Here is a 24,506-nt window from a genome sequence, read left to right as displayed (position 1 = left end):
CCGAATGCCATCCGTGTAGTGGCTGAAACTGCGAGTCATTCGCATCCGTTGCGGTTCTACACAGGTCATGAGTCATGAAGTCCAGGGCAAAATCGGGTTCGGTCAAACAATGGTTAGGTGTTTCTGCGTTGAGCTTTTCGGCCTTGGCGTTGCTGCCGCTGAGTGCTGCAAGGGCCGCAGACATCGGTGCCCGGCAATACGCGCCGTTCAGTTTTTCGATGGACGCCAAACCGCTTCCCCAGGCCCTGAGCGATTTCAGCCGTGTCACCGGCATCAGCGTGGTCTACACCGATGAAGCGCCCTACGGCTTCAATGCCCCGGCGATCAACGGTCAGATGACTGCTGAACAGGCCCTGCAGCGTTTGCTCAGTGGTTCAGGTTTCACCTTCCGTCGCGCCGACGATCACACCATCGCACTGGAACCGCAGCCCACGGAGGGGGCCTTGAACCTGGGTGCGACCACCATTACTTCGGAGATGGATCAATCCACCAGCTACCAGCCGCCCCCCACCAGTTCAGTCATGCGCACCTCCGCGCCGATTCAGGAGATCCCGCAGACCGTCAACGTGGTTGCGGCCCAGGTCATTCGCGATCAGGCACCCCGTAATCTGGATGACGCACTGGCCAATGTCAGCGGCATTACCCAAGGCAATACGCTGGGCAGTACTCAGGATTCAGTCATGACCCGCGGCTTCGGCGACAACCGCAACGGCTCGATCATGCGCGATGGCATGCCGCTGGTGCAGGGTCGTGGCATGAACGCCACGGTGGATCGGGTTGAAGTGCTCAAAGGGCCGGCTTCGTTGCTCTACGGGATTCAGGACCCCGGCGGTGTGGTGAACATGGTCAGCAAAAAACCAGAGCTTGAGCAGTACAACGCCTTGACCCTGCGTGGCTCGACTTACGGCGACGGCAAGAACGGCAGCGGCGGCACCTTCGACAGCACCGGAGCCCTGGGTACTTCCGGGCTGGCCTATCGCATGGTGCTGGACCACGAAGACGAAGATTACTGGCGCAACTATGGCGTGCATCGCGAGACACTGGTGGCGCCGTCGCTGGCCTGGTTCGGCGAGCGCACCAAGTTGCTGCTGGCCTATGAGCACCGTGAATTTCTCACCCCGTTCGACCGTGGCACGGTGATTGATCCACGCACTAACCATCCGCTGGACATTTCGCGCAATGAGCGCCTCGACGAGCCGTTCAACGACATGGAAGGGCGCTCGGACCTCTATCACTTCGAGGCCGATCACGAACTCGACGACAACTGGAGCGCCCACTTCGGCTATAGCTGGAACCGCGAAACCTACGACGCCAGTCAAGTGCGTGTCACCGCCATCGACACCAGCAAGGGCAGCCTGACCCGCAGCATGGACGGCACGCAGAATGCGATCAGCGCCGACCGGTTCGCCACGGCCAGTCTTGAAGGCAAGGTCGATGTTGCGGGCATGCGCCACGACCTGTTGATCGGTATTGATGACGAGTACCGCAAGATCTATCGCGCCGACCTGATCCGCCAGAAAAGCCTGAGCACGTTCAGCTACCTCAACCCGATCTATGGTCGTGAAGTCGAAGGCAGCACGGTGAGCCCGGCCGACAGCGCCCAGACCGATTTGCTGCGCAGTGATTCGGTGTTTGTGCAGGACTCGATCCACCTCACCGACCAGTGGATTCTTGTAGCGGGCGGGCGTTTCCAGACGTACGACCAGTACGCCGGCAAAGGTGTGCCGTTCAAGGCCAACACCGACAGCAACGGCCAGAAATGGGTGCCGCGCGCCGGCCTCGTCTATCGCTACACCGATGAGCTGTCGTTCTACGGCAGCTACACCGAATCCTTCAAACCCAACTCGACCATCGCCCCCCTGAGCGGCAGCAGCACCGTGCTCGATGGCAGCGTTGCGCCGGAACAAGCCAAGTCCTGGGAGATCGGTGCCAAGCTCGACATGCCGGGGCGGATAACGGGCAATATCGCCCTGTTCGATATCAAGAAACGCAACGTGCTGGTGGCTAATTCCGAAGGCCCGGTCACGATCTACAGTGCGGCCGGCGAAGTGCGTTCCCGTGGTCTTGAATTGGACCTGAGCGGTCAACTGAGTGACCGCTGGAGCATGATCGGCAGTTACGCCTACACCGATGCCGAAGTGACCGAGGACCCGGACTACGAGGGCAAGAAACTGCAAAACGTGGCCCGTAACAGCGGTTCGCTATCGGCGGTGTACGATTTCGGCAGTGTCATCGGTGGCGATCAACTGCGGGTCGGCGCGGGGGCGCGTTATGTCGGTGAACGAGAGGGCAACGCGGTGAATGATTTCGAGCTGCCGGGCTACACGGTTGCCGATGCGTTCGCCACCTACGACACGCAACTCGATGGGCAAAAGGTCAAGTTTCAGCTCAATGTGAAGAACCTGTTTGACCGCACTTACTACACCTCGGCGGCGAGCCGGTTCTTTGTGTCGATGGGCGATTCGCGGCAGGTGACCTTGTCCAGTACGCTGGAGTTCTAACGGAAGACCGCGTCATCGTTCTTCGCGAGCAAGCTCGCTTCCCAAGGGGCCGCGTACTTTCACGAGAATGCGATCAAATGTGGGAGCGGGCTTGCCCGCGATGGCGGCCTGTCAGGCACCGAAATCTGCAAACTAGCGCAAAAACGCCTGCCGATACTCGCCAGGCGTCCCACCCAATACCTGGCGAAACCGATTGGTGAAGTGACTGGCACTGGCAAACCCGCAGGCCAGCGCGATGTCCCCCAGCGGCTGCGACGTGGAGCGCAACAGCTCCCGCGCCCGGCCCAGTCGCCGTGCCAGCACATATTGATGCGGCGGCAGGCCGAAGCTTTCGCGGAACATCCGCGCAAAGTGGTATTCCGACAAGGCGCACAGCGCTGCCAGTTGTCCCAGGCTGATGGCTTCGGCCAACTGACTGTCGATGTACTCCACCAGTTGACGACGCTGATGCGCCGCTAACCCGCCCTTGAGTCGCAACCCGTCGCGCAGGCCGACCTGACCGAGCAGGGCATGACTGAGCATTTCGTGGGCCAGGCTGCTGGTGAGCAGGCGTTCGCCGGGTTCATCCCAATTGAGCGTGATCATCTGCCGAAAGCGTCGGGCTTGCAGTGGATCGTCGAGGAACGTGCCTTCACGCAGTTGCACTTCACGAGGTTCGCGGTCCAGCAGCGTGACGCAGCCGAGGGCGAATTGTTCGGGGCTGAAATAGAGATGGGCCAGGCGAATATCACCGTTGATCACCCAGCCGGACTGATGATCGGCCGGCAGGATGCACAGTTTGTCCGGGCCTCCCTTGTTGCCGGGCTGATCACGGCGAAAGGTGCCCGTGCCGCCGGCGATATAGCAGGACAGCGTGTGGTGGCTCGGCGCCTCGTAATCCTGGGCGTCATGATGATTGCTCCACAAGGCTGCAGCCATGCCGTCACCGAGCTCGGCGCTGTGCTCGAGGCGAGCATTGGGCGAGCGGTTGAGGGCTTGAAAGACTTGCAGGGTTTCCAGTGCGGGCATGATCAGTTCTCTCCAACGCCTTGCATCCTACTCCGTAGGCGTTCGCCTGCCAGCCAGTGGCGCGACAAAAGCGCAAGTTTATGCAAGTGCGCCACGGCGCGAAGCCGGACACTGGGCACCTATCGAGGAGCCTTTGTCATGAACCTTTCATTGTATTTGCTGACCGTGCTGATCTGGGGCACCACCTGGATTGCCCTGAAATGGCAGTTGGGCGTGGTGGCGATTCCCGTGTCGATCGTTTACCGCTTTGGGCTCGCCGCGCTGGTGCTGTTCGTGATGTTGCTGCTCAGCCGGCGGTTACAGGTGATGAACCGTCGTGGGCATTTGATATGCCTGGCCCAAGGTCTGTGCCTGTTTTGCGTTAACTTCATGTGCTTCCTGACGGCCAGCCAGTGGATTCCCAGTGGTCTGGTCGCCGTGGTGTTCTCCACCGCGACGCTGTGGAATGCCTTGAATGCTCGGGTGTTCTTCGGCCAGAAAATCGCCCGCAACGTGCTGATGGGTGGTGCGTTGGGCTTGTCCGGCCTGGGCCTGTTGTTCTGGCCGGAACTGGTCGGCCATACCGCCAGTCCGCAAACCCTGCTGGGTCTGGGCCTGGCCCTGTGCGGCACCCTGTGTTTCTCGGCGGGCAACATGCTATCGAGCTTGCAACAGAAAGCCGGGCTCAAGCCTCTGACCACCAACGCCTGGGGCATGGCCTATGGCGCGGCGATGCTGTCAGTGTGGTGCCTGGTCAAAGGGATTCCATTCGATGTGGAATGGAGTGCCCGCTACATCGGTTCGTTGCTGTACCTGGTCATTCCGGGGTCGGTGATTGGTTTCACGGCTTACCTGACGCTGGTCGGGCGCATGGGGCCGGAGCGCGCCGCCTATTGCACGGTGCTGTTCCCGGTGGTGGCACTGAATGTATCGGCGTTCGCCGAGGGTTACCAATGGACGTTGCCGGCCCTGGTGGGTCTGGTGCTGGTGATGCTGGGCAACGTCCTGGTGTTCCGTAAACCCAAGGCGCCAATCCTGCAGGGCACTGGCAAGTTGGCTTGAAGTCGCATCAGGATCGAGTGCGTTTTCAGCGCTCGATCCTGATCGCCACGTATAGCAGCGAAGGCAAGATGAAGTCGACGATGTGCTGGGCCCAGTCTTTATAGTTCCATTGATGCGACTCGTCCATGTTGAACCACTCGGTGCCGATGACCTGGAAACAGAGGTAATAAAGAAAGAGTGCAATCAATAAGCCAATGATCGCGAACTTCTTCGCTTCGTGGAATTTCTTGCCGTTGGAATTGATGTTCTTATATAAAAGGTAGGTGCCCATGATGCAGAAGGCTGTATACATGACTTCAAGGGTAATGATCATCCAATAGATCCGGTGCTGGAGTATCGGCGAAGTGATTGCCCGATCGCGGTACCTGAAACCCTCGTGTGTGGTGTCCATGCTGAGGATGTGTGACAGATACTCGTAGTTGGCGGCGTAGTCGGTAATGTTGCTGTATATCACCAGCAAGCCGAAGAAACTTACGAATAACATCAGCGTGGCTTTGCTGAACTTTATGGCGTGGTTGGTTGTGATTTGGTTCAAGGCCTATGTTCTCCAAAACTAACTGTCGGGGTGTTTTAGTCTGGAGTTTATACGGCGAATTATTTATTCGGCCGTGAACTGAATTGCAGGATATGTATCGGTAAGTTGGATGCGTGGGTATTAATGTGAACGGGCAGGCGACTGTAACGCCTGCCCGTTTTCATTCAGCCTTTCCAGACTTGCGGGTTGACCAGATCCTGTGGGCGTTCACCCAGCAGGGCGCTACGCAGGTTGGTCAGGGCACGATTGGCCATGGCTTCGCGGGTTTCATGGGTGGCCGAGCCAATGTGCGGGAGGGTCACCGCGTTTTTCAGTTGAAACAATGGCGACTCGGCCAGCGGTTCTTTTTCGTACACATCCAGCCCGGCACCGCGAATGCGGTTGTTCTGCAGGGCTTCGATGAGCGCCGGCTCGTCGACCACCGGGCCGCGAGCAATGTTTACCAGGATTGCGCTCGGCTTCATCAGCGCCAGTTCGCGATGGCTGATCAGGTGTCTGGTTTTCTCGCTGAGTGGGACTACCAGGCAGACAAAATCGGCTTCGGCCAACAGTTCGTCCAGGCTGCGAAATTGTGCGCCGAGTTCCTGTTCCAGCGCGGTCTTGCGGCTGTTACCGCTGTAGAGGATTGGCATGTTGAAACCCAGGCGCCCACGGCGAGCGATGGCCGCGCCGATGTTGCCCATGCCGACGATGCCCAGAGTCTTGCCATGCACATCGCAACCGAACAGCGGTGCGCCAACAGTGGCTTGCCATTGACCGGCCTTGGTCCAGGCATCCAGTTCAGCGACACGACGGGCACTGCTCATCAGTAGCGCGAACGCCAAGTCGGCGGTGCTTTCGGTGAGCACGTCCGGCGTGTTGGTGAGCATGATCCCGCGCTCATTGAGATAGGCGACGTCGTAGTTGTCGTAGCCCACCGAAACGCTGGACACCACTTCCAGTTTGGCGGCGTTCTCCAGTTGGGCGCGTCCCAGTTTACGACCGACACCGATCAGGCCGTGGGCATGGGGCAAGGCTTCGTTGAACTGGGCATTGATGTCGCCGTTTTTCGGGTTCGGCACGATCACGTCGAAGTCTTGTTGCAGGCGTTCGACCATTTCAGGCGTGACGCGGCTGAAGGCGAGGACGGTCTTTTTCATGGGCGCAGGGCTCGTCTGGGCGGTTGAGAATGCTGAGCACGCTAACATTCTTCCCGGGATTTGTGCGAGTCGCTTAACAGCAGCTTGCAGCGCTTCATCCAGTTATACTGCCGCCTTTCGTGGCTCGTTGACTGGGCCCGACACTTTACGCACCACCCGGAGCTTTCATGACTTCCCCGAAACAACCGCCGGTCGCCGACACCTTGGGCGACGAGCAGGCAGAGCTGCCAGACAGCGTCGACTCCAGCGCCGACAGCGAAACCAAAGCCGCCATCCCCGCGTTCAAGTTCCCGTTCAAGCCAGGAGAACTGGCCGGCGCCAAGAACGCCAATCAGCCGTGGTACAAGAACGGCGCCAAGAATGGCCACACCAAGACCCCGGGCATGGCACCGCCGGGGACTCGGCGTTCGATGGGCAAGCGCTAGGTTTCAGGCTTTGCGGTGTCAGGCCTGCCGTCATCGCGAGCAGGCGACACATTTTCCAGACTCAAGCCACCCGCAACGAAATAAACGAGTAGTTCGCCGGCGCCTGTGTGACCACTTGCCCGCCGGCATCCACGACCTGTCTGGCGATATCCTCACCGGACACATGGAACAGCCACTCGCTGTCCCACTGCGGCAGCGTCTGCCCGGCCAGGTCATCGATGATCGTGACAAACTCGGCCATGTCCGGCAGATAGGCGGTAAATCCATCCCCCTTCAGCGCCGTCGTGCGAATGCCCAATAGCGCGCAAATCGCATCCTTCATCTGAATATCATCGCGATCTGCCTGACGGGAGCGTTGAATCAGCGCCATGAGCTCACGGTCGACCAACTCACCGCCGACGATCAGGTCCGGTCCTTTTTCCCACGATTCGGGCGGGCATTCCTTGATCGCCGGGTTTAGGGGAATGTGCGGATTGATTTCCATCGGATAAATGCGGCACACCAGCGGCCGGCGCTCGTAGATGCGGCAGAGGTTGTCCTCGTCAAGATTCCGACAGGGACCGACGTTGTAGGCGGCAAAGGTGATAGCGACGAACGCCTTGGATTCGCCACTGTGAACCACTGCCGAGCGGCGTTCGGCGTGGTCGCGTTGCTGTGCGGGCAGGCCCAGGCCGTTGCCCAGGAACGCCTCCACCAGCACGATCACCTGCCCGCCATCGGCCGCCCACATCCGGGCTTCGGCCAGGGTCAGGGGCACATGGTGATCGTTGCAGCATTTACCACAGCCTACGCAGGAAAACGTCGTATTCATTGGGCGCTCGGTCGCGTCGAGGGAAGCGGCGACAGAATGTCACCGTGAAGTGCGCTGCCGAAGCAAGTTATGCGCCACTCACTGTGCCTGGACGGCGGGGCGAATCGAATCCCATTCGGTGACATACGCGGTTTTGCTTTTTTTGTTGTAGAGGCACAGTTCGGTGCCTTGTGCGCCTTTCATGTGTTTTTGCGGGTACTGACCTTGCAGCAGAAGCGCGCTGTAACCGACCCGGTCATCGAACTGCGCGGCGTTGCCGACGGGTTTGGCATTCTTCAGCCCACTGGCCTTGGTGCAACTGACGAGTACGGTTTTGTCGTAGGCAGCCCAGGCGTCGGGGCTGGAAGCGTGGGCCTGGGTGGCGAGGGCGGTGAGGCAGAGCAGGGTCAGGGCTGCGTTTTTCATGGGCCGGAAATCCTTTTGGAGGGCGAAGGACCGGATTATGCCTGAATGATTGAGAGTGATCGTCAGGCTGGAACCGCTTCCCGGCGCACCACATACATCCCGACGCTTTCATACAACCGCTGCGCGCGCAGGTTGTCCTCCAGCACTTTCAAATCCACAAAGCCCTCGCGGCGTTGCTGGAACACCGTGAACGCATGCAGCAGCAAGGCGCGTCCCAACCCTTGTCGTCGAGCCCGTGGATGCACCACCAGGTCTTTGATGTAGGCACTGGTCCAGCACTGGCACACGGCAACCACGCCTTCGGCATCTTGGGCAATAAAGCACAGCTCGGGATCGTATTCGGGGTCGGTTTCAAATTGCCGTTGCCAGCGCTCCAGTTCCGGTACGCGACCACCGCCCTCGCGGTAACCCAGCGCCATCAGCTGGTGGACGGTTTCGGCGAGTTCAGGACGGTAGCGGGTCAATTGAAGATCGCTTGGCCAAGGGATGGCCAGCACAGCCTCGGCGAGGTTGCGCCGCATCAAAAAGCAAAAGTCCTCGGCCAAGACTCAATGACCCTGTTCAGCCACGGCCTTGGCAGCCGTGATCAGGCACTGGGTCAGTTCTGGCGAGGAGAACTTGGTCAGCACCGCATTGGCACCGGCCAGGCGCGCCTTTTCACTGTTCATCGCACTGTCCAGTGAGGTGTGCAGCAGCACATAGAGGTGGGCAAAGTCCGGGGTTTCGCGCAGGGTTCGGGTGAAGGCGTAGCCATCCATTTCAGACATTTCGATGTCGGAGACAATCAGGTTGATCTGTTGGGCGGTGCCTTGCAGATCCAGCAGGCAGTCGATGGCTTCCTTGGCGCTGCGGGCCGTATGGCATTGCAGGCCGAGATTGCGCAATGTGTGCACCGATTGCTGCAGGGCCACCTGACTGTCATCCACCACCAGAATCCGTGCGTTGCCCAACAACTCAGCGTCTTCCATGCTCAGTTCGGTTGGTGCCGATTCGATCTGCACCGGGGCGATGCCGTGGATGACTTTTTCGATGTCCAGTACCTGCACCAGGGTGCCATCGACCGAGGTCACGCCGGTGATGTACGAGCGCACGCCGCCAGAGCCGAAGGGCGGCGGACGGATATCGGTGGTCAGGCAGTGAACGATCTTGCTCACCGCCTGAACGTGCAGGCCCTGCTTGGAGCGACTGACGTCGGTGACGATCAGGCAGCCGCCGTTCGGGTCTTCCAGCGGTCGTTCGCCGATGGCCCGGCTAAGGTCGATCACCGACAGCGACGCGCCACGCAGCGTGGCGATGCCTTTGACGTGAGGGTGCGACTCCGGCAGCTTGGTCAGCGGCGGGCAGGGGATGATTTCACTGACTTTGAGCAGGTTGATTGCCATCAACTTGCCGCTGCGCAAGGTAAACAGCAGAAGCGAAAGTGAATCTGCGCGGGCTTTGGTGGAAGACATAAGTACCTTCTTGGGAAAAGGTGATGGGCGATCGCGAGGACCGCCAACAACTTCGATGCCGGGTTATCGACTTGTTGCGGGCAGGCTTTAGGGCCAATACCAATCCATTGGTTTTAGCACGACTCCTGCGGTGAGGTGGCAAGCCCGGCGTTACTTCATGCCGAGCCTTTTGGCCATGCGCCCAAGATTCGCCCGATCCAGGCCCAGTTCACGCGCGGCACTCGCCCAGTTGTTGTGATGCCGCTCCAGGCACGCGCCGATCAACTGGCGCTGATAGTTTTCGGTGGCCTCGCGCAAATCCCCCGTGACTAGCGTCACGGCGGCCGGGGCCGTTGGCGCGACGGGTGCTTCAGCATTGGCATTGGGCAGATCCAGGTCCGCCGCGCTCAAGCTGAGAATCTTGGGTCGTTCCTTGCAGTTACCCAAGGCTTTCAGGGCGCTGCGGCCGATCAAGTGTTCCAGTTCACGCACGTTGCCCGGCCAGTCGTAAGCCAGTAACGCGGCCTGGGCATCGGTGCTCAAGCGCAAGCTGTTGAGTCCCATGCGCGAGCGGTTCTGTTCCAGAAAGTAGCCGCTGAGCAACAGAACGTCCCGCCCGCGATCACGCAGGGCCGGTACTAATAGTGGGTAAACGCTGAGGCGGTGATAGAAGTCGGCGCGGTAACGGCCACTGCGCACTTCCTCTGCCAGGTCGCGGTTGGTCGCCGCGATCAGGCGCACGTCGACCTGATGCTCCTTGTCCGATCCCAGTCGCTGCAGCTGTCCGCTTTGCAAGACCCGCAGCAACTTGGCCTGTACGGTCAGCGACAACTCGCCGACTTCATCGAGAAACAGGGTGCCGCCATTGGCCAGTTCAAATTTGCCGCGCCGATCATTCAACGCCCCGGTAAAGGCACCGCGCACATGGCCGAACAGTTCGCTCTCCACCAGTGTGTCGGGCAAGGCGGCGCAGTTGAGGCTGATGATCGGTTTGTCGGCGCGGGCCGAGGCGGCGTGAATGGCCTGCGCCACCAGTTCCTTGCCAACCCCGGTCTCCCCGGTGATCAGCACGGTCAGGTCGCTGCCGCCCACCAGGTTGATTTCTTCCACCAGGCGTTTGTGCGCCTTGCTCTGGCCGATCATCTCGCGGTTCTGCTGGCCGCTGGCCTGGCGGTAGACCTCGGCCCGCTGGTGTTCATCCTCGACGCGATTGTTCAGGCGTTCGATGCGCTCGGCGGCATTGACCGTGGCGGCGGCGAGGCTGGCGAAGGCTTCCAGTGAATCGAGTTCGATCGGCTGAAACTGTTCCGGATCAAGGGCATCGAGGGTCAGCAGGCCCCACGGGCGCTCGTCGATAAACAGCGGGCAGCCCATGCAGTCATGGACTTCCAGGTGGTCATCGAGGCCCTCGACCAGGCCGTCGTAAGGGTCGGGCAGGTTGCTGTCGGCGGCGAACCGGGTCGGCCCGGAACCGCTGAGCAAGGCTGCGAAACGCGGGTGTTCACTGACCTTGAAGCGGCGGCCGAGGGTGTCGGTACTCAAGCCGTCGACGGCCAGCGGCACCAGCCATTCGCCATCGAGGCGCAGCAGGGCGGCCGCATCGCAGGGGAGCAGGGCGCGCATGGCTTCCAGCAAGCGCCGATAGCGCTCGCCTTCGGGCAGTTCGCGGGACAGGTCCGAGACCAGTGGTAGCAGGGCGGTCAGCAGGGATTTTGCAGTCATAGTGACTCCATGTAGTCGGTATGACTATAAAGCAGGTCGTGTCGATATGACTATCTATAATTTAAGTTGTTGATTTATAACGAAATAAATATTGGCATGGAAACTGATAGGCATAGGGCAAACGTTGAAAAAACCTTGTTGCCCAGGAGTCACTTTATGCTTAGCGCCCAAGACCGTGCCATCGTCAAATCCACTGTGCCGCTGCTGGAAAGCGGTGGCGAGGCATTGATCACTCACTTCTACCGCATGATGCTCTCCGAATATCCAGAAGTGCGCCCGCTGTTCAATCAGGCCCACCAGGCCAGCGGTGACCAGCCACGCGCCCTGGCTAACGGAGTACTGATGTACGCCCGTCACATCGACCAGCTCGACCAGTTGGGCGACCTGGTGGCCAAGATCATCAACAAGCACGTGGCCCTGCAAATCCTGCCGGAACACTACCCGATCGTCGGCACCTGCCTGCTGCGCGCGATCGCTGAAGTGCTGGGTGAGGAAATCGCCACCCCTCAAGTGATTGCGGCGTGGGGGGCGGCTTACGGTCAACTGGCGGACATCCTGATCGGTGCTGAAACCAGCATCTACGATCAGAAAGAGCAGGCACCGGGCGGCTGGCGCGGGGCGCGGGAATTCATCGTGGCGGCCAAGGTCGAGGAAAGCGCGGAAATCATCTCGTTCTACTTCGAACCGGCGGACAAAGGCCCGATCCTGGCGGCAGAGCCAGGCCAGTACATCGGCATGAAACTGATCCTCGATGGCGAAGAAATTCGTCGTAACTATTCGCTGTCGGCCCTGGCGAACAAAGGTCAGTACCGCATCAGCGTCAAGCGGGAAACCGGCGGTCGCGCTTCCAACCACCTGCACGATCAATTGCACGTTGGCGCGAGCATCCAGCTGTTCCCGCCATCGGGCGAGTTCACCCTGACTGCCAGTGACAAACCGCTGGTGTTGATCAGCGGTGGCGTCGGCATCACCCCGACCCTGGCGATGCTCGAAGCGGCGCTGGAGACCGAGCGCCCGGTGCACTTCATTCATTGCGCCCGCAACGGCAGCGTTCACGCGTTCCGTGACTGGATCGACGGTCTGGCCGAGCGTCACCCGCAACTCAAGCGCTTCTATTGCTACGACGAAGACGATGGCGTAAGCCCGGCAGCGCACAAGGTCGGGTTGTTGAGCCAGGAGCAGTTGGCCGCGTGGTTGCCGCAAGAGCGCGACGTGGATGCTTACTTCCTGGGCCCCAAAGGTTTCATGGCGGCGGTCAAGCGCCACCTCAAGGCCTTGGGTGTGCCGGAGAAGCAAAGCCGTTATGAGTTCTTCGGGCCGGCTGCGGCGCTGGAGTAAGTCCCAGGCGCGGTGAGTCAGTCTCACCGCGTCGTCTTCATCGCGGGCAGCCACGCTCCCACAGGATCTGCGTCGATCCAATTTGGTGTGTACGACGCGAACCCTGTGGGAGCGTGGCTTGCCCGCGATGGCTACACCTCGGTCCTGAACTGAAAAAAGACCGAAAGTTAATCCCTTCTTAACCCGCTTATCGTCTATTCCCCCGACATCCCTCCGGATCGCGCCAGGCTCTCAAAAACCAGGGCAGCGTGTAGACTGGCGGGCAATCGAAACCTTCAAGGGAAACGCGATGAGCGAGGAAACGATGCGGTTGGGCCGTGAACGACGCTACCTGGTGTTGCTGGGCATCATCTGCCTGGCGCTGATCGGCGGCGCTCTGTACATGCAAATCGTGCTGGGTGAAGCGCCGTGCCCATTGTGCATCCTGCAACGCTATGCGCTGCTGTTGATCGCGCTCTTCGCCTTCATTGGCGCTGCCATGAGCACGCGCCGCAGCATCACCCTTTTTGAAACCCTGGTCGTGATCTGCGCATTGGCAGGCGTCGGGGTGGCGGGGCATCACGTCTACACGCAGTTTTATCCGGCAGTCAGTTGCGGCATCGATGTGTTGCAGCCGATTGTGGACGGTCTGCCGCTGGCGAAGATCTTCCCCCTGGGCTTCCAGGTCGACGGATTCTGCTCTACACCCTACCCGCCGATCCTCGGTCTGTCCCTGGCGCAGTGGGCGCTGGTGGCCTTCGTGCTGGTCGTCGTGCTGGTGCCGCTGCTGACCGTGCGTAACCGCAAAAGCCTGCGCTGAGTTCTGCGGCGCATTCACCGCGATGCATGAAAACGCCCCGGCCCTCAATGAGGGCGCCGGGGCTTTTTTTGTCTTGCAGCGTGCACTTCAGTGGGCCTGTAAAAAGGCCGTGATGTGTGGCAAGGAGGGGTGCGATACGTGTGCGACATGTTGTCACATCTTGAGTGTCGCAGCGGTCGCCAGGGCGTCGGATTGGTTCGTCGTCACGCAACGAAACTGGCCCGATTTGCGGGCTGGCGGTTTTGCATCGGCGAGGCCGGAACAGGCAGTTTTAACAGACCCTGGCAATTTGCCAGAGCCCTTGTCATATCGGGGCTGGGGCCAGGTCGGCGGCGTCTTGAGAGGCGCCGATACTGTCTGAATCGCGGGTGGTAGCCCTACTTTTTTTGGTGTTTTTTGTTGAGAATCAATTTCGATAAGATGCGCCACTTTTGCGAAAACCGGTAAGGATTGTTGCTGGTTTGGATAAAAATTATTTCGGGATGAGACATGGTTTATAAAACGCTACATATCTACAATCGCCCGCACTGAATTCCCGACTCTGCTCGCCCTGGCTCAGGTGGATGAGCAGAAACCGGGTGTCGAGAGGCCGGGTGGCTTCATGCGACCCCCTGGTGTCGGTGCCTCCAATTATCCGCACCAAATGGAATTGGTCTGTAACAAGGCCTTTGACCACGAATTCGAATAAGAACTCAACGCTAGCTCAGGATTTGTCGAAACGCGTCTGACGCACGACGGGCCAGCCCTTATTCAATCCAAGAAAAATGCCAACCCTTGGCAGGGTGAAGTGTTGGCGATCAAAACCCAACTGCATTGCGCAAGCTGCTTTAGAGGTCGTGAGATGAGTAAAAACAGGTACCCCAGACTACTAGGCTTATTGCCGCTGATTGGCACGTTGTTGCTGTCAGGCTGCAACATGACCTTGCTCAATCCCAAGGGCCAGGTCGGTCTGGACGAGCGAAACCTGATCATCACCGCAACGCTGCTGATGCTGTTGGTCGTGGTTCCGGTCATCGTCATGACCTTCCTGTTCGCCTGGAAATACCGCGCGTCCAACGCTAACGCCACCTACACCCCGAAATGGAACCACTCCACCAAGATCGAGATCGCGGTGTGGGCGGTTCCAATTCTGATCATCATTGCCCTGGGTTATGTCACCTACAAGTCGACCCACGCCCTTGACCCGTACAAGCCGCTGGAATCGGACGTCAAGCCTGTGACCATCGAAGTGGTCGCGCTGGACTGGAAGTGGCTGTTCATCTACCCGGAACAAGGCATCGCCACGGTCAACAAGATCGTGTTCCCGGCGCACACGCCGATCAACTTCAAGATCACTTCCGACGCCGTGATGAACTCGTTCTTCATCCCTGCTCTGGGCGGCCAGATCTACGCGATGGCGGGCATGCAGACCAAACTGCACCTGATCGCCAACCAGAACGCTGAAATGGACGGTATCTCCGCCAACTACAGCGGCGCGGGTTTCACCGGTATGAAATTCAAAGCGATCGCAACTTCCCAGGAAGATTTCGACGCCTGGGTAAGTGAAGTCAAAAAGGCACCTAAACAGCTTGAACAAGCTGAATACGCAGCCCTTTCCAAGCCAAGCCAGAACAACCCAGTCGAGCTCTACGCCTCGGTGACCCCAAACCTGTTCCAGACCATCGTCGACAAGTACGAAGGCATGAAACCGGGCCCTAAGGTCAAGCACGAGAAAGAAGAGAAAGAAGTGGCCCAAATGGAAGGGATGGACTCGAGTTCGCATTCAGCTGCCGGGGCAGAGGAGTAAACGATGTTTGGTAAATTAAGTTGGGAAGCGATCCCGTTCCACGAGCCGATTGTCATGGTGACCATCTCCATGATCGCGCTCGGTGGTCTGGCGTTGTTCGCTGCAATCACCTACTTCAAGAAGTGGACCTACCTGTGGACCGAGTGGCTGACGTCGGTCGACCACAAGAAAATCGGCGTGATGTACATCATCGTCGCCATGGTCATGCTGCTGCGCGGTTTTGCCGACGCCATCATGATGCGTACCCAGTTGGCCATGGCCACCGAGGGTTCGCCGGGCTACCTGCCACCTGAACACTATGACCAGATCTTCACCGCTCACGGTGTGATCATGATCATCTTCATGGCGATGCCATTCTTCACCGGCCTGATGAACCTTGCAGTGCCGCTGCAGATCGGCGCGCGTGACGTTGCCTTCCCGTTCCTGAACTCCCTGAGCTTCTGGCTGCTGGTTTCCGGCGTGGTGCTGATCAACCTGTCCCTGGGCGTCGGCGAATTCGCCAAGACCGGTTGGGTTGCCTATCCGCCGCTGTCGGGTCTGCAGTACAGCCCTGGCGTGGGGATGGATTACTACATCTGGGCGCTACAGCTATCGGGTCTGGGGACAACGCTAACGGGGGTCAACTTCCTGGCCACCGTGCTGAAAATGCGTACCCCTGGCATGAAGCTGATGGACATGCCGATCTTCACCTGGACCTGCACCTGGGCCAACGTCCTGATCGTGGCTTCGTTCCCGATCCTGACCGCTACCCTGGCACTGCTGACGCTTGACCGTTACATGGATTTCCACATTTTCACCAATGAACTTGGTGGCAATCCGATGATGTACGTCAACCTGTTCTGGGCTTGGGGTCACCCTGAGGTGTACATCCTGATCCTGCCGGCGTTCGGTATCTTCTCCGAAGTCATCTCGACCTTCACCGGCAAGAAACTGTTCGGCCACCACTCGATGATCTACGCATCGGGCGCGATCTCGATCCTGGGCTTCATGGTTTGGCTGCACCACTTCTTCACCATGGGTTCGGGTGCCAGCGTCAACGCCTTCTTCGGTCTGGCGACGATGCTGATTTCCATCCCGACGGGTGTGAAACTGTTTAACTGGCTGTTCACCATCTACCAGGGCCGTCTGCGCTTCACCAGCCAGGTGCTGTGGACCCTGGGCTTCATGGTGACCTTCGCCATCGGCGGCATGACCGGCGTACTGCTGGCCATCCCGGGTGCTGACTTCGTTCTGCACAACAGCCTGTTCGTGATCGCGCACTTCCACAACGTGATCATCGGCGGCGCGGTATTCGGTTACATCGCCGGCTTCGGCTTCTACTTCCCTAAAGCGTTCGGCTTCAAGCTGCACGAAGGTTGGGGCAAGGCAGCGTTCTGGTTCTGGATCAGCGGCTTCTTCGTCGCTTTCATGCCGCTCTATGCACTGGGCTTCATGGGCATGACCCGTCGTCTGAACGCCACCACCAACCCTGAGTGGGTGCCGTACCTGTACGTCGCCATGTTCGGTGCGGTGATGATCGCCGTGGGTATCGCTTGCCAGTTGATCCAGCTGTACGTCAGCGTGCGTGACCGCAACAAGCCGGAAAACATGTGCGACCACGGCGACCCGTGGAATGCACACACCCTGGAATGGTCGACCTCGTCGCCACCTCCGTTCTACAACTTCGCCGTGCTGCCGAAGGCTGACGTTGTCGATCCGTTCACCGAAGCCAAGGAAAACGGCACTGCGTACAAGGTTACGGCCAAGTACGAGCCGATCCACATGCCAAACAACACCGCCACCGGTGTGGTCATGGGCGCTCTGTTGACCGTGTTCGGTTTCGCGATGATCTGGCACATCTGGTGGCTGGCCATCGCTAGCCTGGCCGGCACCGTGATCTACTTCGCGATCCACGCCGCTCGTGATGATCAAGGCTACTACGTGCCGGTCGACGTGATCGAACGCATCGAAGCCGAGCAGCACAAGCGTCTGGTAGCGGCAGGGAAAATCCCGGCCACCGCCACCCGTGTTGAAACCTCGTTGGAACAGGCTTAAACCATGTCGAACTTAGTGACCAATGTTGGACACGCCCATGGTCATGACCATGGGCACGATGACCACCACCACGACTCGGGCGAGATGACCGTATTCGGTTTCTGGCTCTACCTGATGACCGACTGCATTCTGTTTGCGTCGATCTTCGCAGCGTACGCGGTACTGGTTAACAACGTAGCGGGTGGCCCGTCGGGCCACGACATCTTCGAACTGCCATACGTGCTGGGCGAAACCGCTCTGCTGTTGTTCAGTTCGATCACCTACGGCTTCGCCATGCTGGCGTTCTTCCGTGGCAACAAGAAGCAGGTCCTGGGCTGGCTGGCCATGACCTTCCTGTTCGGTGCCGGCTTCATCGGCATGGAGATCAACGAGTTCCACATGCTGATCTCCGAGGGCTACGGCCCTAACCGTTCGGGCTTCCTGTCCGGGTTCTTCACTCTGGTCGGCACCCACGGTCTGCACGTGACCAGCGGTCTGATCTGGATGGCGATCATGATGTATCAGGTGCAGAAAAACGGCCTGACGGCGACCAACAAGACCCGTCTGAGCTGCCTGAGCCTGTTCTGGCACTTCCTGGACGTGGTGTGGATCTGCGTATTCACGGTTGTTTATCTGATGGGGACTATGTAAATGGCTAACGCAGCTCATTCCCACAATGGTCACGACGACGCCGGTCACGGCAGCGTCAAGTCCTACGGCATCGGCTTCATCCTGTCGGTGATCCTGACCCTGATCCCGTTCGGTCTGGTCATGTTCCCGACGCTGCCGAAGTCGATCACCCTGATGATCGTCGTCGCCATGGCCGTCATCCAGGTGCTGGTGCACCTGGTGTACTTCCTGCACCTGGACCGTTCGGCCGCGCAGCGTAACAACGTGATTGCGTTTGTTTTTGCCGCGATCGTGATTGTCCTGCTGGTAGGTCTGTCGCTGTGGATCATGTTCAGCATCCACACGTTCATGATGGCGAAGTGAGGTGAGTCCGGATGTCCTTTAAGCACTTTATCCAAATCACCAAACCGGGGATCATTTTCGGTAACGTGCTTTCTGTGGCAGGCGGATTTTTCCTGGCCTCCAAAGGGCATGTCGATCTGGCCATCTTCCTGGCCGCCATGATCGGCACGTCCCTGGTGGTCGCCTCCGGTTGCGTGTTCAACAACTGCATCGACCGCGACATCGACCTGAAGATGGAACGCACCAAGAACCGGGTGCTGGTCCAGGGCCTGATCTCCCTGAAACTGGCCCTGATCTACGCGACCGTCCTGGGTGTCGCCGGCGTTGCGCTGTTGTACAAGGTGGCCAACCCGTTGGCCGCGCTGTTTGCGGTAATCGGTTTCGTCATCTACGTCGGCTTCTACAGCCTGTACCTCAAGCGCAAGTCGGTTCACGGCACGCTGGTGGGCAGTCTGTCGGGCGCCATGCCGCCGGTAATCGGTTACGTGGCCGTGAGCAACACCTTCGACATGGCTGCGCTGACCCTGCTGGTGATGTTCAGCCTGTGGCAGATGCCGCATTCCTATGCCATCGCGATCTTCCGCTTCAACGATTACCTGGCTGCATCGATCCCGGTGCTGCCGGTCAAGCGCGGAATCGAAGTGGCCAAGAAGCACATCCTGATCTACATCCTGGCCTTCCTCGTGGCGACCTTGATGTTGACCTTCAGCGGCTACGCCGGCATGAGCTACCTCGCCGTCGCCGCGGCCATGGGCATGTACTGGCTGTACATGGCCTGGACCGGCTACAAGGCAGTGGATGACACGGTCTGGGCACGCAAGCTGTTCGTGTTCTCGATCTTCACCATTACCGCGCTGAGCGTGATGATGTCCCTGGACTTCAAAGTGCCGACCGAGCTGTTGCTGACGTACGCGCCTTAAGCGTCGAATGCTGAATTGAAAAGCCCCGCCTTCGAGAGAAGTGCGGGGCTTTTTGTTGGGTTGCTGTCTGTCGGTCAAGACTGTCGGCAAGTTCATCAAGAGATGGCTCATTGTATTGCGCGACTATAGGCAAATTGCCTATAGTTGCGCGATGCGAACCGTATTCTTCGAAATCACATCCTTTACCGCCACCGTTGGCAATTATCTGACGGACGATGAGTATCGTGCGCTACAAAGCCACATGCAGCTGAATCCGCACGCGGGCGATGTGATGCCTCATACGGGAGGTTTCCGAAAGCTACGCTGGGCCGATGAGCGCCGGGGGAAAGGCAAGCGAGGTGGCTTGCGGGTTATCTATTATTGGCTTATGAATGATGGCCAGTTCTGGATGTTTGCAATTTATGACAAAGATGAGCTTGAGAATTTGACCGCTGACCAAGAGAAGGCGCTCAAGAAAGCCATAGAGACAGAGTTGAAAGTACGAGGTACCCCATGAAAAAGCGCGACCTGTTTGCAGAGTTGATGCAAGGCGTTGACGAGATGGCGGCTCAACGCGAAGGCAAGATTACGTTGCGCAATACGACTGTGGAGGACATTCCGGCTCCAGAGGTGGGAGCGCAGGAAATCGTTGCACTAAGGGAAAAGTTACACATGTCCCAAGCCGTTTTCGCCAAGCGAATTCGCACTAGCCCCAGTACCTTGAGAAACTGGGAGCAGGAAAAATCAAAGCCTAACGCTCAGGCGGCCTTGTTGATTAGACTGGTTGAGAAATTCCCGGATATGGTAGATCGACTGGCAGTGGTTTGATCGAGACAACGAATAGCTGAAAGCCCCGCATTCAAAAGAATCGCGGGGCTTTTTCATTTATGCGCGGTTGTTGCACGGTGCATCGAGCACCTTCACCACGTCATCGATGATGGCCTTGCTCATGTCCTGCAAGAAGTGCGAGGCCCAGGCGTGTCGGTCGGAGTCGCGGACCATGGTGGCGTCTGAGGCGAGGAGTTTGGCGAGGTGGAGCAGGTCGGAAGCGTGGGAGAGGGCGGCGATTACCGGGACGCCGGCGTTGATGCGGAACAGCGGGGCGTTGGCGTGGTAGGAGAAGGGGGTGAGGCCGATGGTTTTCAGGTCTTGTGGAATGGTCATTGGGATTCACCTCCTGTTGGGTTGGAGGCGATGGATGACGTTCGAAGCAGACAGACCAATAGCGTTCATGAGTAAAGCTCCCGTTTAAAGTTGAGAGCTGCCACGTTCGTTATCAGGCGAATGGGTGGCAGCTGTGCGCAGGCTGATAAACCGGAGATACGGGATTCCGGCAGACCCGAAGGTCTCCCACGCACAGCCGCCATTGCACGAGTGTGCAGGCATAAAAAAGCGCCGGCAATCGTGATTGGTGGCGCTTGTGCGCCCGTATCTTACCCGGGTTATCAGGCCCGGTCGCTGAATTGGCAGCGACGGGCAAAGTTAGTCAGTCAGGATGAGGTCGGCAATCGTGGCGATCTGGTGGCCGGGGATCTTATTGCACACCGAACCCCCTGTGGGAGCGGGCCTGCCCGCGATGGCGGTGGGTCAGGCGACATTGAAACTGAATGTGACGGCCCTTTCGCGGGCAAGCCCGCTCCCACAGGATCGAAGACAGTCAGTTATTTGTGCGGCATGTCCAACAACCGGAAAAATCGCTCCCGCACCTGCACATGATCACTGTGTGCCACGTTGAAGCGCAGAAACTGATTGGCATCCGCGGCTTTGCTGAGCATGGTTCCCGGTGCTAGTACCAGGTCAATTTCCAGACCCTTTCTGGCCAGGCACTCGGCTTTGAATCCTTCCGGCAATCGGGTCCAGATGTACAACCCTTCCCCCGGCAGCGACGACACCGAACACCCGGCTTCGCCCAGCCATGCCGCCACCCGGCTGTTCGACTCGTAGAGCCGGTCCACGGTGCGGCGCATGTGTTTGGCGTAGCTGCCATCGCTGAGCATGGTGCAGATGATCTGCTCGGCCATTTCCGAAGTCATGCCGCCGCAGGCCATTTTCAGCGTCACCATCCGCGCCGCCAGTTGCGGTGACAGCACCGCGAAGCTGACGCGGCTATTGGCGGTCAGGGTCTTGGAAAACCCGGAGACGTAAGAGACATTGTCCAGCCCGCTCGCGGCCAGGCGCGGCGTTCGGCGTTGCTGCATGTCGCAGTACAAATCGTCTTCGAGGATGTGGAAGTTGTAGCGATGGCTCAGCTCCACCAGGCGGTAAACCTGGGCCGAGGTGAACGAGTGCCCGGTCGGGTTATGCAGGGCATTGTTGGTCATGTAGAGCACGGGACGATGGGTGATCAGCAATTGCTCGAACGCGTCCAGGTCCATGCCGTCGCACTCGCGGCGGATGGTAATGACCTTCACGCCATGCCAGGCCAGATTGGTGTGCATCGTGAAGTAACACGGGTCGTCGAGGAGCACCGTGTCGCCGGGTTTGACCAGCAGGCGCATCAGCATGTCGATGGCCTGGACGGTGTTGGCGGTGGTGATGATCTGCTCCACCGGCGCCTCAATGCCCAAGGTCGACATCTTGACCCGCAAGGCCTGGCGCAATGGCAGGTAACCGCTGGCGTTGCCGTATTCGCCCATGCGCAAGCTGGTCGCGCGCAGCGTTCCGCGCACGGCCTTGAGCAATTCTTCGGCAGGCAACCACGAGGACGGCAGAAAACCGGCCCCCGGGCGCAGCTTGCCATTGTCCAGTAGCACCGCACGGCGGACCACGCTGAGGGTGTCTTGCGGGAGCAGGTCCGGCCCGGCGTTGGCTGGCAGGGTGCTGCTGGAACGGTGCACGTAGTGCCCGGAACCCTGGCGGGAAACCACCAGGCCCTTGGCCCGCAAGCGGTCCAGGGCGTCGACCACCGTGGACTTGCCCACGTGCATCAAGTCGGAGAGTTCGCGAATCGGCGGCAGCCTGGAGCCGTGGGGCAGGCCGCCCTGACTGATCGCCACGGTTAGTTGATCGACGATTTGCTGGACCAGCGGCACACCTGGCTGGAACTCGATAGCGGCGATCACTGCTCGCTGAGCCTGCATTTTACTGGTCTCTCCGGCAGTAAAGTTCGTTTGATTCTATACGAACTTGCTCTGATCAAGACAAGCATCTCTTTCTACCATCGCTTTGGAGAGTTTTCGGATTGTCGACCTGTTGCCGGTCGTTCAGTCGCCAAGGTTTGTGAGGTGCTGCATGAGTTTGGAAACAACCGTTGTCGTGGCGAAACCGGTGATCAACCTGCGGTTGTTCACCATTCGAATCATCACGGCCGTTGCGCTGTTCGCGGTGTTGGGCAAGGCCAACGTCTGGCTCGACACCGCCACCAACAGCATTCTGGCCCTGGGGTATCGGGCCTTGTTGCTGCTGCTGCCGTTGACGTTACTGGTGCTCGGTCGCCGCTCCCTGAGCGTCACGCTGTTGTGCGCTGCCGCCGGCCTGGTGCTGTTGGCCGTCACCCACAACCAGGGCGTGGTCATGTTTGCCGCGGCGTTGTTTGCCTACGGCATTGCCATTGCCGGTTACCTGATCAAGAGCGAAGCGGCACAGACCAAGGAAGGCGCGGCCTATAACCGGGTTGCCATGAACATGGGCAGCCTGCTGGCAGGGCTGATCCTGCTGTCGCCACTGCTGACCCCGGCCATGTTTTTCCTCGGCGCCGCCGGTTTTGTCCTGCTTTGCCTTCCCATCGCCATGGGGGCGACCTTCACCTGCGACCCCGTGGTTGCCCGTCCCGCCGGCCAAGAAGGCAGCGGCTGGCGCAACAAACTGCCGTGGGTCATCGCCGGCGTCATCATGGGCATCAAGCTTTTTGGCGTGTTCTCGATCCTGCCGCAAGCGATCCTGCTCAAGACCGGCGAACTGCCGGGCTGGTACGGGCTGATGCTGATCCTCAACAGCGCCGTGGTGGTGTTCGCGCAAGTGCCGGTCATGAAACTGATCGAGCGCACCGGACGCTTCAAGGTGCTGACAGTGATCGCCATCATCGTCATCGGTTTCGCGGTGCTGTCTTCACCGGCGGCGTTCCACGTCGAAACCCTGGTCGGCGCGCTGGTCTGGGTGGCGGTGCTGTCCATCGCCGAGTGTGCGTTCAGTCACCTCGACTACTTCTCGGTCAAGCAGAACAACATGTTCGTCAAGGAAGTGTCCCTGGGTGTCGGTGCCGGGTTGACCGTGTTGATCATGCGGGTCATGCCGCCGCCCTACAACGCGCTGGTGCTGGCGGCCATCGGCGCGGGCGGGATTCTGGTCTGGTACTGGCTCAACCGTAAATCAATCGCGTCGCTGCATGACTGAGTCATCGCCGTTTCGGTTTTCATTTTGCAAGTCGGGGATTTTATGAATACGACTTCATGCGTAGTAGTGGTCGGGTACAACGGCAGTCGGGTCCACGATATCCCGAAGCTGCGCGAGCTGTGCAAGTCGTTGTACAACGCGCGGCTCATCCTGCTGGTCGAGAAGATCCAGCCCGGAGACGATCAGGTCGCCGATCACGTGTGCAGTACATCGCTGGCCGAGAAAGACGTTCCGGCCTCTCTCGAACTGGTGGTCGGTTGCCTGAATGCCGATCGCTGGAAACTCATCGGCGTGCTGCCGTTTTCCGATCGCGGTGTACTACTCGGTGCGGCGCTGGCCAGTCATTTCGGTCTGCCCGGTATCACCCCGGCCGAGGCGCGGGCGGGCCTGGACAAACAGATCTTCCGCCAGCTCGAAGCGACTGCCGCGGCGGCGCCCGAGGATTATCGGCCGATCGTTTCCACCCGGATCACAAGCCTTCCGGAACTGCGTCAGCGCGTGATCGAAATGGGCGGCAAGGCGTTCATCAAGCCTGCCTGTGAAGGAGCCAGCCGCGGCTGCCGGGTCATTCGGCACCCGTCCGAGTGCGACGAGGCATGGCAGGCCCTCAAGCCCTATCGCGAGGGCGGCATCGTGCTCGAAGAGTTGATCCAGAACGCCCGGGAATACAGCTGGGACCATGTCGCGGGAAGTACCTGGATCACCGAGAAAACCACCACCGACGGCGCCTACCGCGCCGAGATCCAGCAAGTGGTGCCCGCGCCTTTGCCGGCGGACGCGCAGGCTCGGCTGATGGCCGCCGGGCGGCACATGGCCGGGTTGGTATCGCAGCACAACGGGGCCTGGCACAACGAAGTCTTCCACAGGGCCAATCACCGCACCTCGGCCGTGGAAACCAACATGCGCCCGGGGGGCATGCACATCTGGGACCTGGCACGTAAGGCGTTCATCGATTTCGACCCGTGGGAACGCTGGGTCCGCTGGGCCGTGGAAGGCCACCTCGACAGCCATGATCCCGTGCCGCGCGGCTACTGCGGCATACGCCTGTTGCGAGCGAACGCTGGCGGCATCCTGCGGGATGTTCCGGACATCCAGTCGCTGGCCCGGTCGCTGAACATCGAACTGGTGGAAGCGGTGCTGACCAAGCGCATCGGTGATTCGGTCAGTGCACTGGTGAAAGACAACTTCTCGTTCATCGGCCACATCGTGTTGTTCAACGAGCAGTACGAGCACCTCAGCCTGGACCTGTCACGTCTGGCCGAGGCCATTGAATCAAGTGTTGGGATCACCGGCCTGGCAGCGCCGACAAGGGCTGTGGGTTGAGTCCTGGATCAAGCAGCAGCGATCGAT

24 protein-coding genes are annotated in these 24,506 nt (G+C 59.5%); 14 read left to right on the top strand and 10 right to left on the bottom strand.

Translation table 11 applies throughout. The annotated features are described in order from the left end of the window. The first annotated feature begins 74 nt into the window (after positions 1–74). The gene (locus F7R06_RS19855) at positions 75–2,501 is read left to right on the top strand and encodes a TonB-dependent siderophore receptor (protein WP_090316291.1); all 2,427 of its coding nucleotides are present in this window, start codon (positions 75–77) and stop codon (positions 2,499–2,501) included. A gap of 132 nt (positions 2,502–2,633) precedes the next feature. Here the strand turns inward: F7R06_RS19855 and F7R06_RS19850 are convergent, their stop codons facing one another. Continuing rightward, a complete protein-coding gene (locus tag F7R06_RS19850; RefSeq protein ID WP_090316294.1) occupies positions 2,634–3,509 on the bottom strand; it encodes a helix-turn-helix domain-containing protein in 876 nt (291 codons plus the stop codon). 138 nt (positions 3,510–3,647) lie between these two features. Between F7R06_RS19850 and F7R06_RS19845 the strand changes: the two genes are divergently transcribed. After that, complete coding sequence (locus F7R06_RS19845; protein ID WP_090316297.1) at positions 3,648–4,550, top strand: DMT family transporter; 903 nt, start codon at positions 3,648–3,650, stop codon at positions 4,548–4,550. A gap of 25 nt (positions 4,551–4,575) precedes the next feature. Here F7R06_RS19845 and F7R06_RS19840 read toward each other — a convergent pair whose 3' ends face one another. Together F7R06_RS19840 and F7R06_RS19835 are read right to left on the bottom strand one after the other, a co-directional pair. Then, entirely contained in the window at positions 4,576–5,085 is a 510-nt protein-coding gene (locus F7R06_RS19840) for a DUF2165 domain-containing protein (RefSeq protein ID WP_090316302.1), read from the bottom strand. 164 nt (positions 5,086–5,249) lie between these two features. Further along, a complete protein-coding gene (locus tag F7R06_RS19835; RefSeq protein WP_090316305.1) occupies positions 5,250–6,224 on the bottom strand; it encodes a 2-hydroxyacid dehydrogenase in 975 nt (324 codons plus the stop codon). 167 nt (positions 6,225–6,391) lie between these two features. On the opposite strand from F7R06_RS19835, the gene F7R06_RS19830 reads away from it, so the two are divergent. Then, a complete protein-coding gene (locus F7R06_RS19830; RefSeq protein WP_090316308.1) occupies positions 6,392–6,649 on the top strand; it encodes a hypothetical protein in 258 nt (85 codons plus the stop codon). Positions 6,650–6,710: 61 nt separating this feature from the next. On the opposite strand, the gene F7R06_RS19825 is transcribed toward F7R06_RS19830, so the two are convergent. The 5 genes from F7R06_RS19825 to norR form a co-directional block, all read right to left on the bottom strand. After that, on the bottom strand, positions 6,711–7,460 hold the full coding sequence (locus F7R06_RS19825; RefSeq protein ID WP_090316311.1) for a YkgJ family cysteine cluster protein: 750 nt from the start codon (positions 7,458–7,460) through the stop codon (positions 6,711–6,713). A 78-nt stretch (positions 7,461–7,538) separates the two neighbouring features. Next, positions 7,539–7,865 (bottom strand): hypothetical protein, encoded by a 327-nt coding sequence (locus F7R06_RS19820; RefSeq protein WP_090316314.1) that lies wholly within the window; start codon positions 7,863–7,865, stop codon positions 7,539–7,541. A 62-nt stretch (positions 7,866–7,927) separates the two neighbouring features. Beyond that, on the bottom strand, positions 7,928–8,386 hold the full coding sequence (locus tag F7R06_RS19815; protein WP_090316317.1) for a GNAT family N-acetyltransferase: 459 nt from the start codon (positions 8,384–8,386) through the stop codon (positions 7,928–7,930). A gap of 27 nt (positions 8,387–8,413) precedes the next feature. After that, positions 8,414–9,316, bottom strand: coding sequence for a chemotaxis protein CheV (locus F7R06_RS19810; RefSeq protein WP_090316320.1), 903 nt, complete (start codon positions 9,314–9,316; stop codon positions 8,414–8,416). Between the two features lie 150 nt (positions 9,317–9,466). Continuing rightward, positions 9,467–11,017: a nitric oxide reductase transcriptional regulator NorR gene (norR, locus tag F7R06_RS19805; protein WP_090316322.1), complete on the bottom strand. Its 1,551-nt coding sequence runs from the start codon at positions 11,015–11,017 to the stop codon at positions 9,467–9,469. A 156-nt stretch (positions 11,018–11,173) separates the two neighbouring features. On the opposite strand from norR, the gene hmpA reads away from it, so the two are divergent. The 9 genes from hmpA to F7R06_RS19755 all read left to right on the top strand — a co-directional run bounded on the left by hmpA (position 11,174) and on the right by F7R06_RS19755 (position 19,652). Continuing rightward, positions 11,174–12,355, top strand: coding sequence for an NO-inducible flavohemoprotein (gene hmpA / locus F7R06_RS19800; RefSeq protein WP_090316325.1), 1,182 nt, complete (start codon positions 11,174–11,176; stop codon positions 12,353–12,355). Between the two features lie 289 nt (positions 12,356–12,644). Next, positions 12,645–13,154 carry a disulfide bond formation protein B gene (locus F7R06_RS19795; protein WP_090316329.1) on the top strand — a complete coding sequence of 170 codons (510 nt, stop codon included), beginning with the start codon at positions 12,645–12,647 and terminating at the stop codon, positions 13,152–13,154. Positions 13,155–13,995: 841 nt separating this feature from the next. Next, positions 13,996–14,940, top strand: coding sequence for a ubiquinol oxidase subunit II (gene cyoA, locus F7R06_RS19785; protein ID WP_090316334.1), 945 nt, complete (start codon positions 13,996–13,998; stop codon positions 14,938–14,940). Positions 14,941–14,943: 3 nt separating this feature from the next. Next, positions 14,944–16,974, top strand: coding sequence for a cytochrome o ubiquinol oxidase subunit I (cyoB, locus tag F7R06_RS19780; protein WP_090316337.1), 2,031 nt, complete (start codon positions 14,944–14,946; stop codon positions 16,972–16,974). A gap of 3 nt (positions 16,975–16,977) precedes the next feature. Then, a complete protein-coding gene (locus F7R06_RS19775) occupies positions 16,978–17,604 on the top strand; it encodes a cytochrome o ubiquinol oxidase subunit III (RefSeq protein ID WP_090316339.1) in 627 nt (208 codons plus the stop codon). Beyond that, positions 17,605–17,946: a cytochrome o ubiquinol oxidase subunit IV gene (gene cyoD, locus F7R06_RS19770; RefSeq protein ID WP_090316342.1), complete on the top strand. Its 342-nt coding sequence runs from the start codon at positions 17,605–17,607 to the stop codon at positions 17,944–17,946. It begins immediately after the preceding gene. An 11-nt stretch (positions 17,947–17,957) separates the two neighbouring features. Next, positions 17,958–18,845 carry a heme o synthase gene (gene cyoE, locus F7R06_RS19765; protein ID WP_090316345.1) on the top strand — a complete coding sequence of 296 codons (888 nt, stop codon included), beginning with the start codon at positions 17,958–17,960 and terminating at the stop codon, positions 18,843–18,845. A gap of 151 nt (positions 18,846–18,996) precedes the next feature. Continuing rightward, positions 18,997–19,341, top strand: coding sequence for a PI-PLC domain-containing protein (locus tag F7R06_RS19760; RefSeq protein ID WP_090318324.1), 345 nt, complete (start codon positions 18,997–18,999; stop codon positions 19,339–19,341). Next, a complete protein-coding gene (locus F7R06_RS19755; RefSeq protein ID WP_008060552.1) occupies positions 19,338–19,652 on the top strand; it encodes a helix-turn-helix domain-containing protein in 315 nt (104 codons plus the stop codon). Before F7R06_RS19760 ends, F7R06_RS19755 begins: the two co-directional genes overlap by 4 nt. 57 nt (positions 19,653–19,709) lie before the next feature. On the opposite strand, the gene F7R06_RS19750 is transcribed toward F7R06_RS19755, so the two are convergent. After that, positions 19,710–19,988 carry a DUF3077 domain-containing protein gene (locus F7R06_RS19750; RefSeq protein ID WP_090316348.1) on the bottom strand — a complete coding sequence of 93 codons (279 nt, stop codon included), beginning with the start codon at positions 19,986–19,988 and terminating at the stop codon, positions 19,710–19,712. Positions 19,989–20,485: 497 nt separating this feature from the next. After that, the gene (locus tag F7R06_RS19745; protein ID WP_090316351.1) at positions 20,486–21,904 is read right to left on the bottom strand and encodes an aminotransferase-like domain-containing protein; all 1,419 of its coding nucleotides are present in this window, start codon (positions 21,902–21,904) and stop codon (positions 20,486–20,488) included. Between the two features lie 151 nt (positions 21,905–22,055). Here F7R06_RS19745 and F7R06_RS19740 point away from each other — a divergent pair, with 151 nt between their 5' ends. Next, positions 22,056–23,156, top strand: a complete 1,101-nt coding sequence (locus F7R06_RS19740; RefSeq protein ID WP_090316354.1) for an MFS transporter — start codon at positions 22,056–22,058, stop codon at positions 23,154–23,156. A 42-nt stretch (positions 23,157–23,198) separates the two neighbouring features. After that, positions 23,199–24,479: an ATP-grasp domain-containing protein gene (locus tag F7R06_RS19735; protein ID WP_090316356.1), complete on the top strand. Its 1,281-nt coding sequence runs from the start codon at positions 23,199–23,201 to the stop codon at positions 24,477–24,479. Positions 24,480–24,506 lie beyond the last annotated feature (27 nt).

The sequence above is a fragment of the Pseudomonas moorei genome, from assembly GCF_008801475.1.
Taxonomy (GTDB): Bacteria; Pseudomonadota; Gammaproteobacteria; order Pseudomonadales; family Pseudomonadaceae; genus Aquipseudomonas; species Aquipseudomonas moorei.
The sequence above is the reverse complement of the archived record's forward strand: the minus strand, read 5'-3'. Positions and strand labels throughout refer to the sequence as shown.

Bases quoted from the DNA above. Each gene is read 5' to 3' on its own strand.
- F7R06_RS19835 (WP_090316305.1), bottom strand. From the start codon at position 6,224: ATGAAAAAGACCGTCCTCGCCTTCAGCCGCGTCACGCCTGAAATGGTC.
- F7R06_RS19760 (WP_090318324.1), top strand. From the start codon at position 18,997: ATGCGAACCGTATTCTTCGAAATCACATCCTTTACCGCCACCGTTGGC.
- F7R06_RS19735 (WP_090316356.1), top strand. From the start codon at position 23,199: ATGAATACGACTTCATGCGTAGTAGTGGTCGGGTACAACGGCAGTCGG.
- F7R06_RS19820 (WP_090316314.1), bottom strand. From the start codon at position 7,865: ATGAAAAACGCAGCCCTGACCCTGCTCTGCCTCACCGCCCTCGCCACC.
- F7R06_RS19740 (WP_090316354.1), top strand. From the start codon at position 22,056: ATGAGTTTGGAAACAACCGTTGTCGTGGCGAAACCGGTGATCAACCTG.
- hmpA (WP_090316325.1), top strand. From the start codon at position 11,174: ATGCTTAGCGCCCAAGACCGTGCCATCGTCAAATCCACTGTGCCGCTG.
- F7R06_RS19775 (WP_090316339.1), top strand. From the start codon at position 16,978: ATGTCGAACTTAGTGACCAATGTTGGACACGCCCATGGTCATGACCAT.
- norR (WP_090316322.1), bottom strand. From the start codon at position 11,017: ATGACTGCAAAATCCCTGCTGACCGCCCTGCTACCACTGGTCTCGGAC.
- cyoB (WP_090316337.1), top strand. From the start codon at position 14,944: ATGTTTGGTAAATTAAGTTGGGAAGCGATCCCGTTCCACGAGCCGATT.
- F7R06_RS19830 (WP_090316308.1), top strand. From the start codon at position 6,392: ATGACTTCCCCGAAACAACCGCCGGTCGCCGACACCTTGGGCGACGAG.
- cyoA (WP_090316334.1), top strand. From the start codon at position 13,996: ATGAGTAAAAACAGGTACCCCAGACTACTAGGCTTATTGCCGCTGATT.
- F7R06_RS19745 (WP_090316351.1), bottom strand. From the start codon at position 21,904: ATGCAGGCTCAGCGAGCAGTGATCGCCGCTATCGAGTTCCAGCCAGGT.
- cyoD (WP_090316342.1), top strand. From the start codon at position 17,605: ATGGCTAACGCAGCTCATTCCCACAATGGTCACGACGACGCCGGTCAC.
- F7R06_RS19845 (WP_090316297.1), top strand. From the start codon at position 3,648: ATGAACCTTTCATTGTATTTGCTGACCGTGCTGATCTGGGGCACCACC.
- cyoE (WP_090316345.1), top strand. From the start codon at position 17,958: ATGTCCTTTAAGCACTTTATCCAAATCACCAAACCGGGGATCATTTTC.
- F7R06_RS19755 (WP_008060552.1), top strand. From the start codon at position 19,338: ATGAAAAAGCGCGACCTGTTTGCAGAGTTGATGCAAGGCGTTGACGAG.
- F7R06_RS19795 (WP_090316329.1), top strand. From the start codon at position 12,645: ATGAGCGAGGAAACGATGCGGTTGGGCCGTGAACGACGCTACCTGGTG.
- F7R06_RS19850 (WP_090316294.1), bottom strand. From the start codon at position 3,509: ATGCCCGCACTGGAAACCCTGCAAGTCTTTCAAGCCCTCAACCGCTCG.
- F7R06_RS19810 (WP_090316320.1), bottom strand. From the start codon at position 9,316: ATGTCTTCCACCAAAGCCCGCGCAGATTCACTTTCGCTTCTGCTGTTT.
- F7R06_RS19825 (WP_090316311.1), bottom strand. From the start codon at position 7,460: ATGAATACGACGTTTTCCTGCGTAGGCTGTGGTAAATGCTGCAACGAT.
- F7R06_RS19750 (WP_090316348.1), bottom strand. From the start codon at position 19,988: ATGACCATTCCACAAGACCTGAAAACCATCGGCCTCACCCCCTTCTCC.
- F7R06_RS19815 (WP_090316317.1), bottom strand. From the start codon at position 8,386: ATGCGGCGCAACCTCGCCGAGGCTGTGCTGGCCATCCCTTGGCCAAGC.
- F7R06_RS19855 (WP_090316291.1), top strand. From the start codon at position 75: ATGAAGTCCAGGGCAAAATCGGGTTCGGTCAAACAATGGTTAGGTGTT.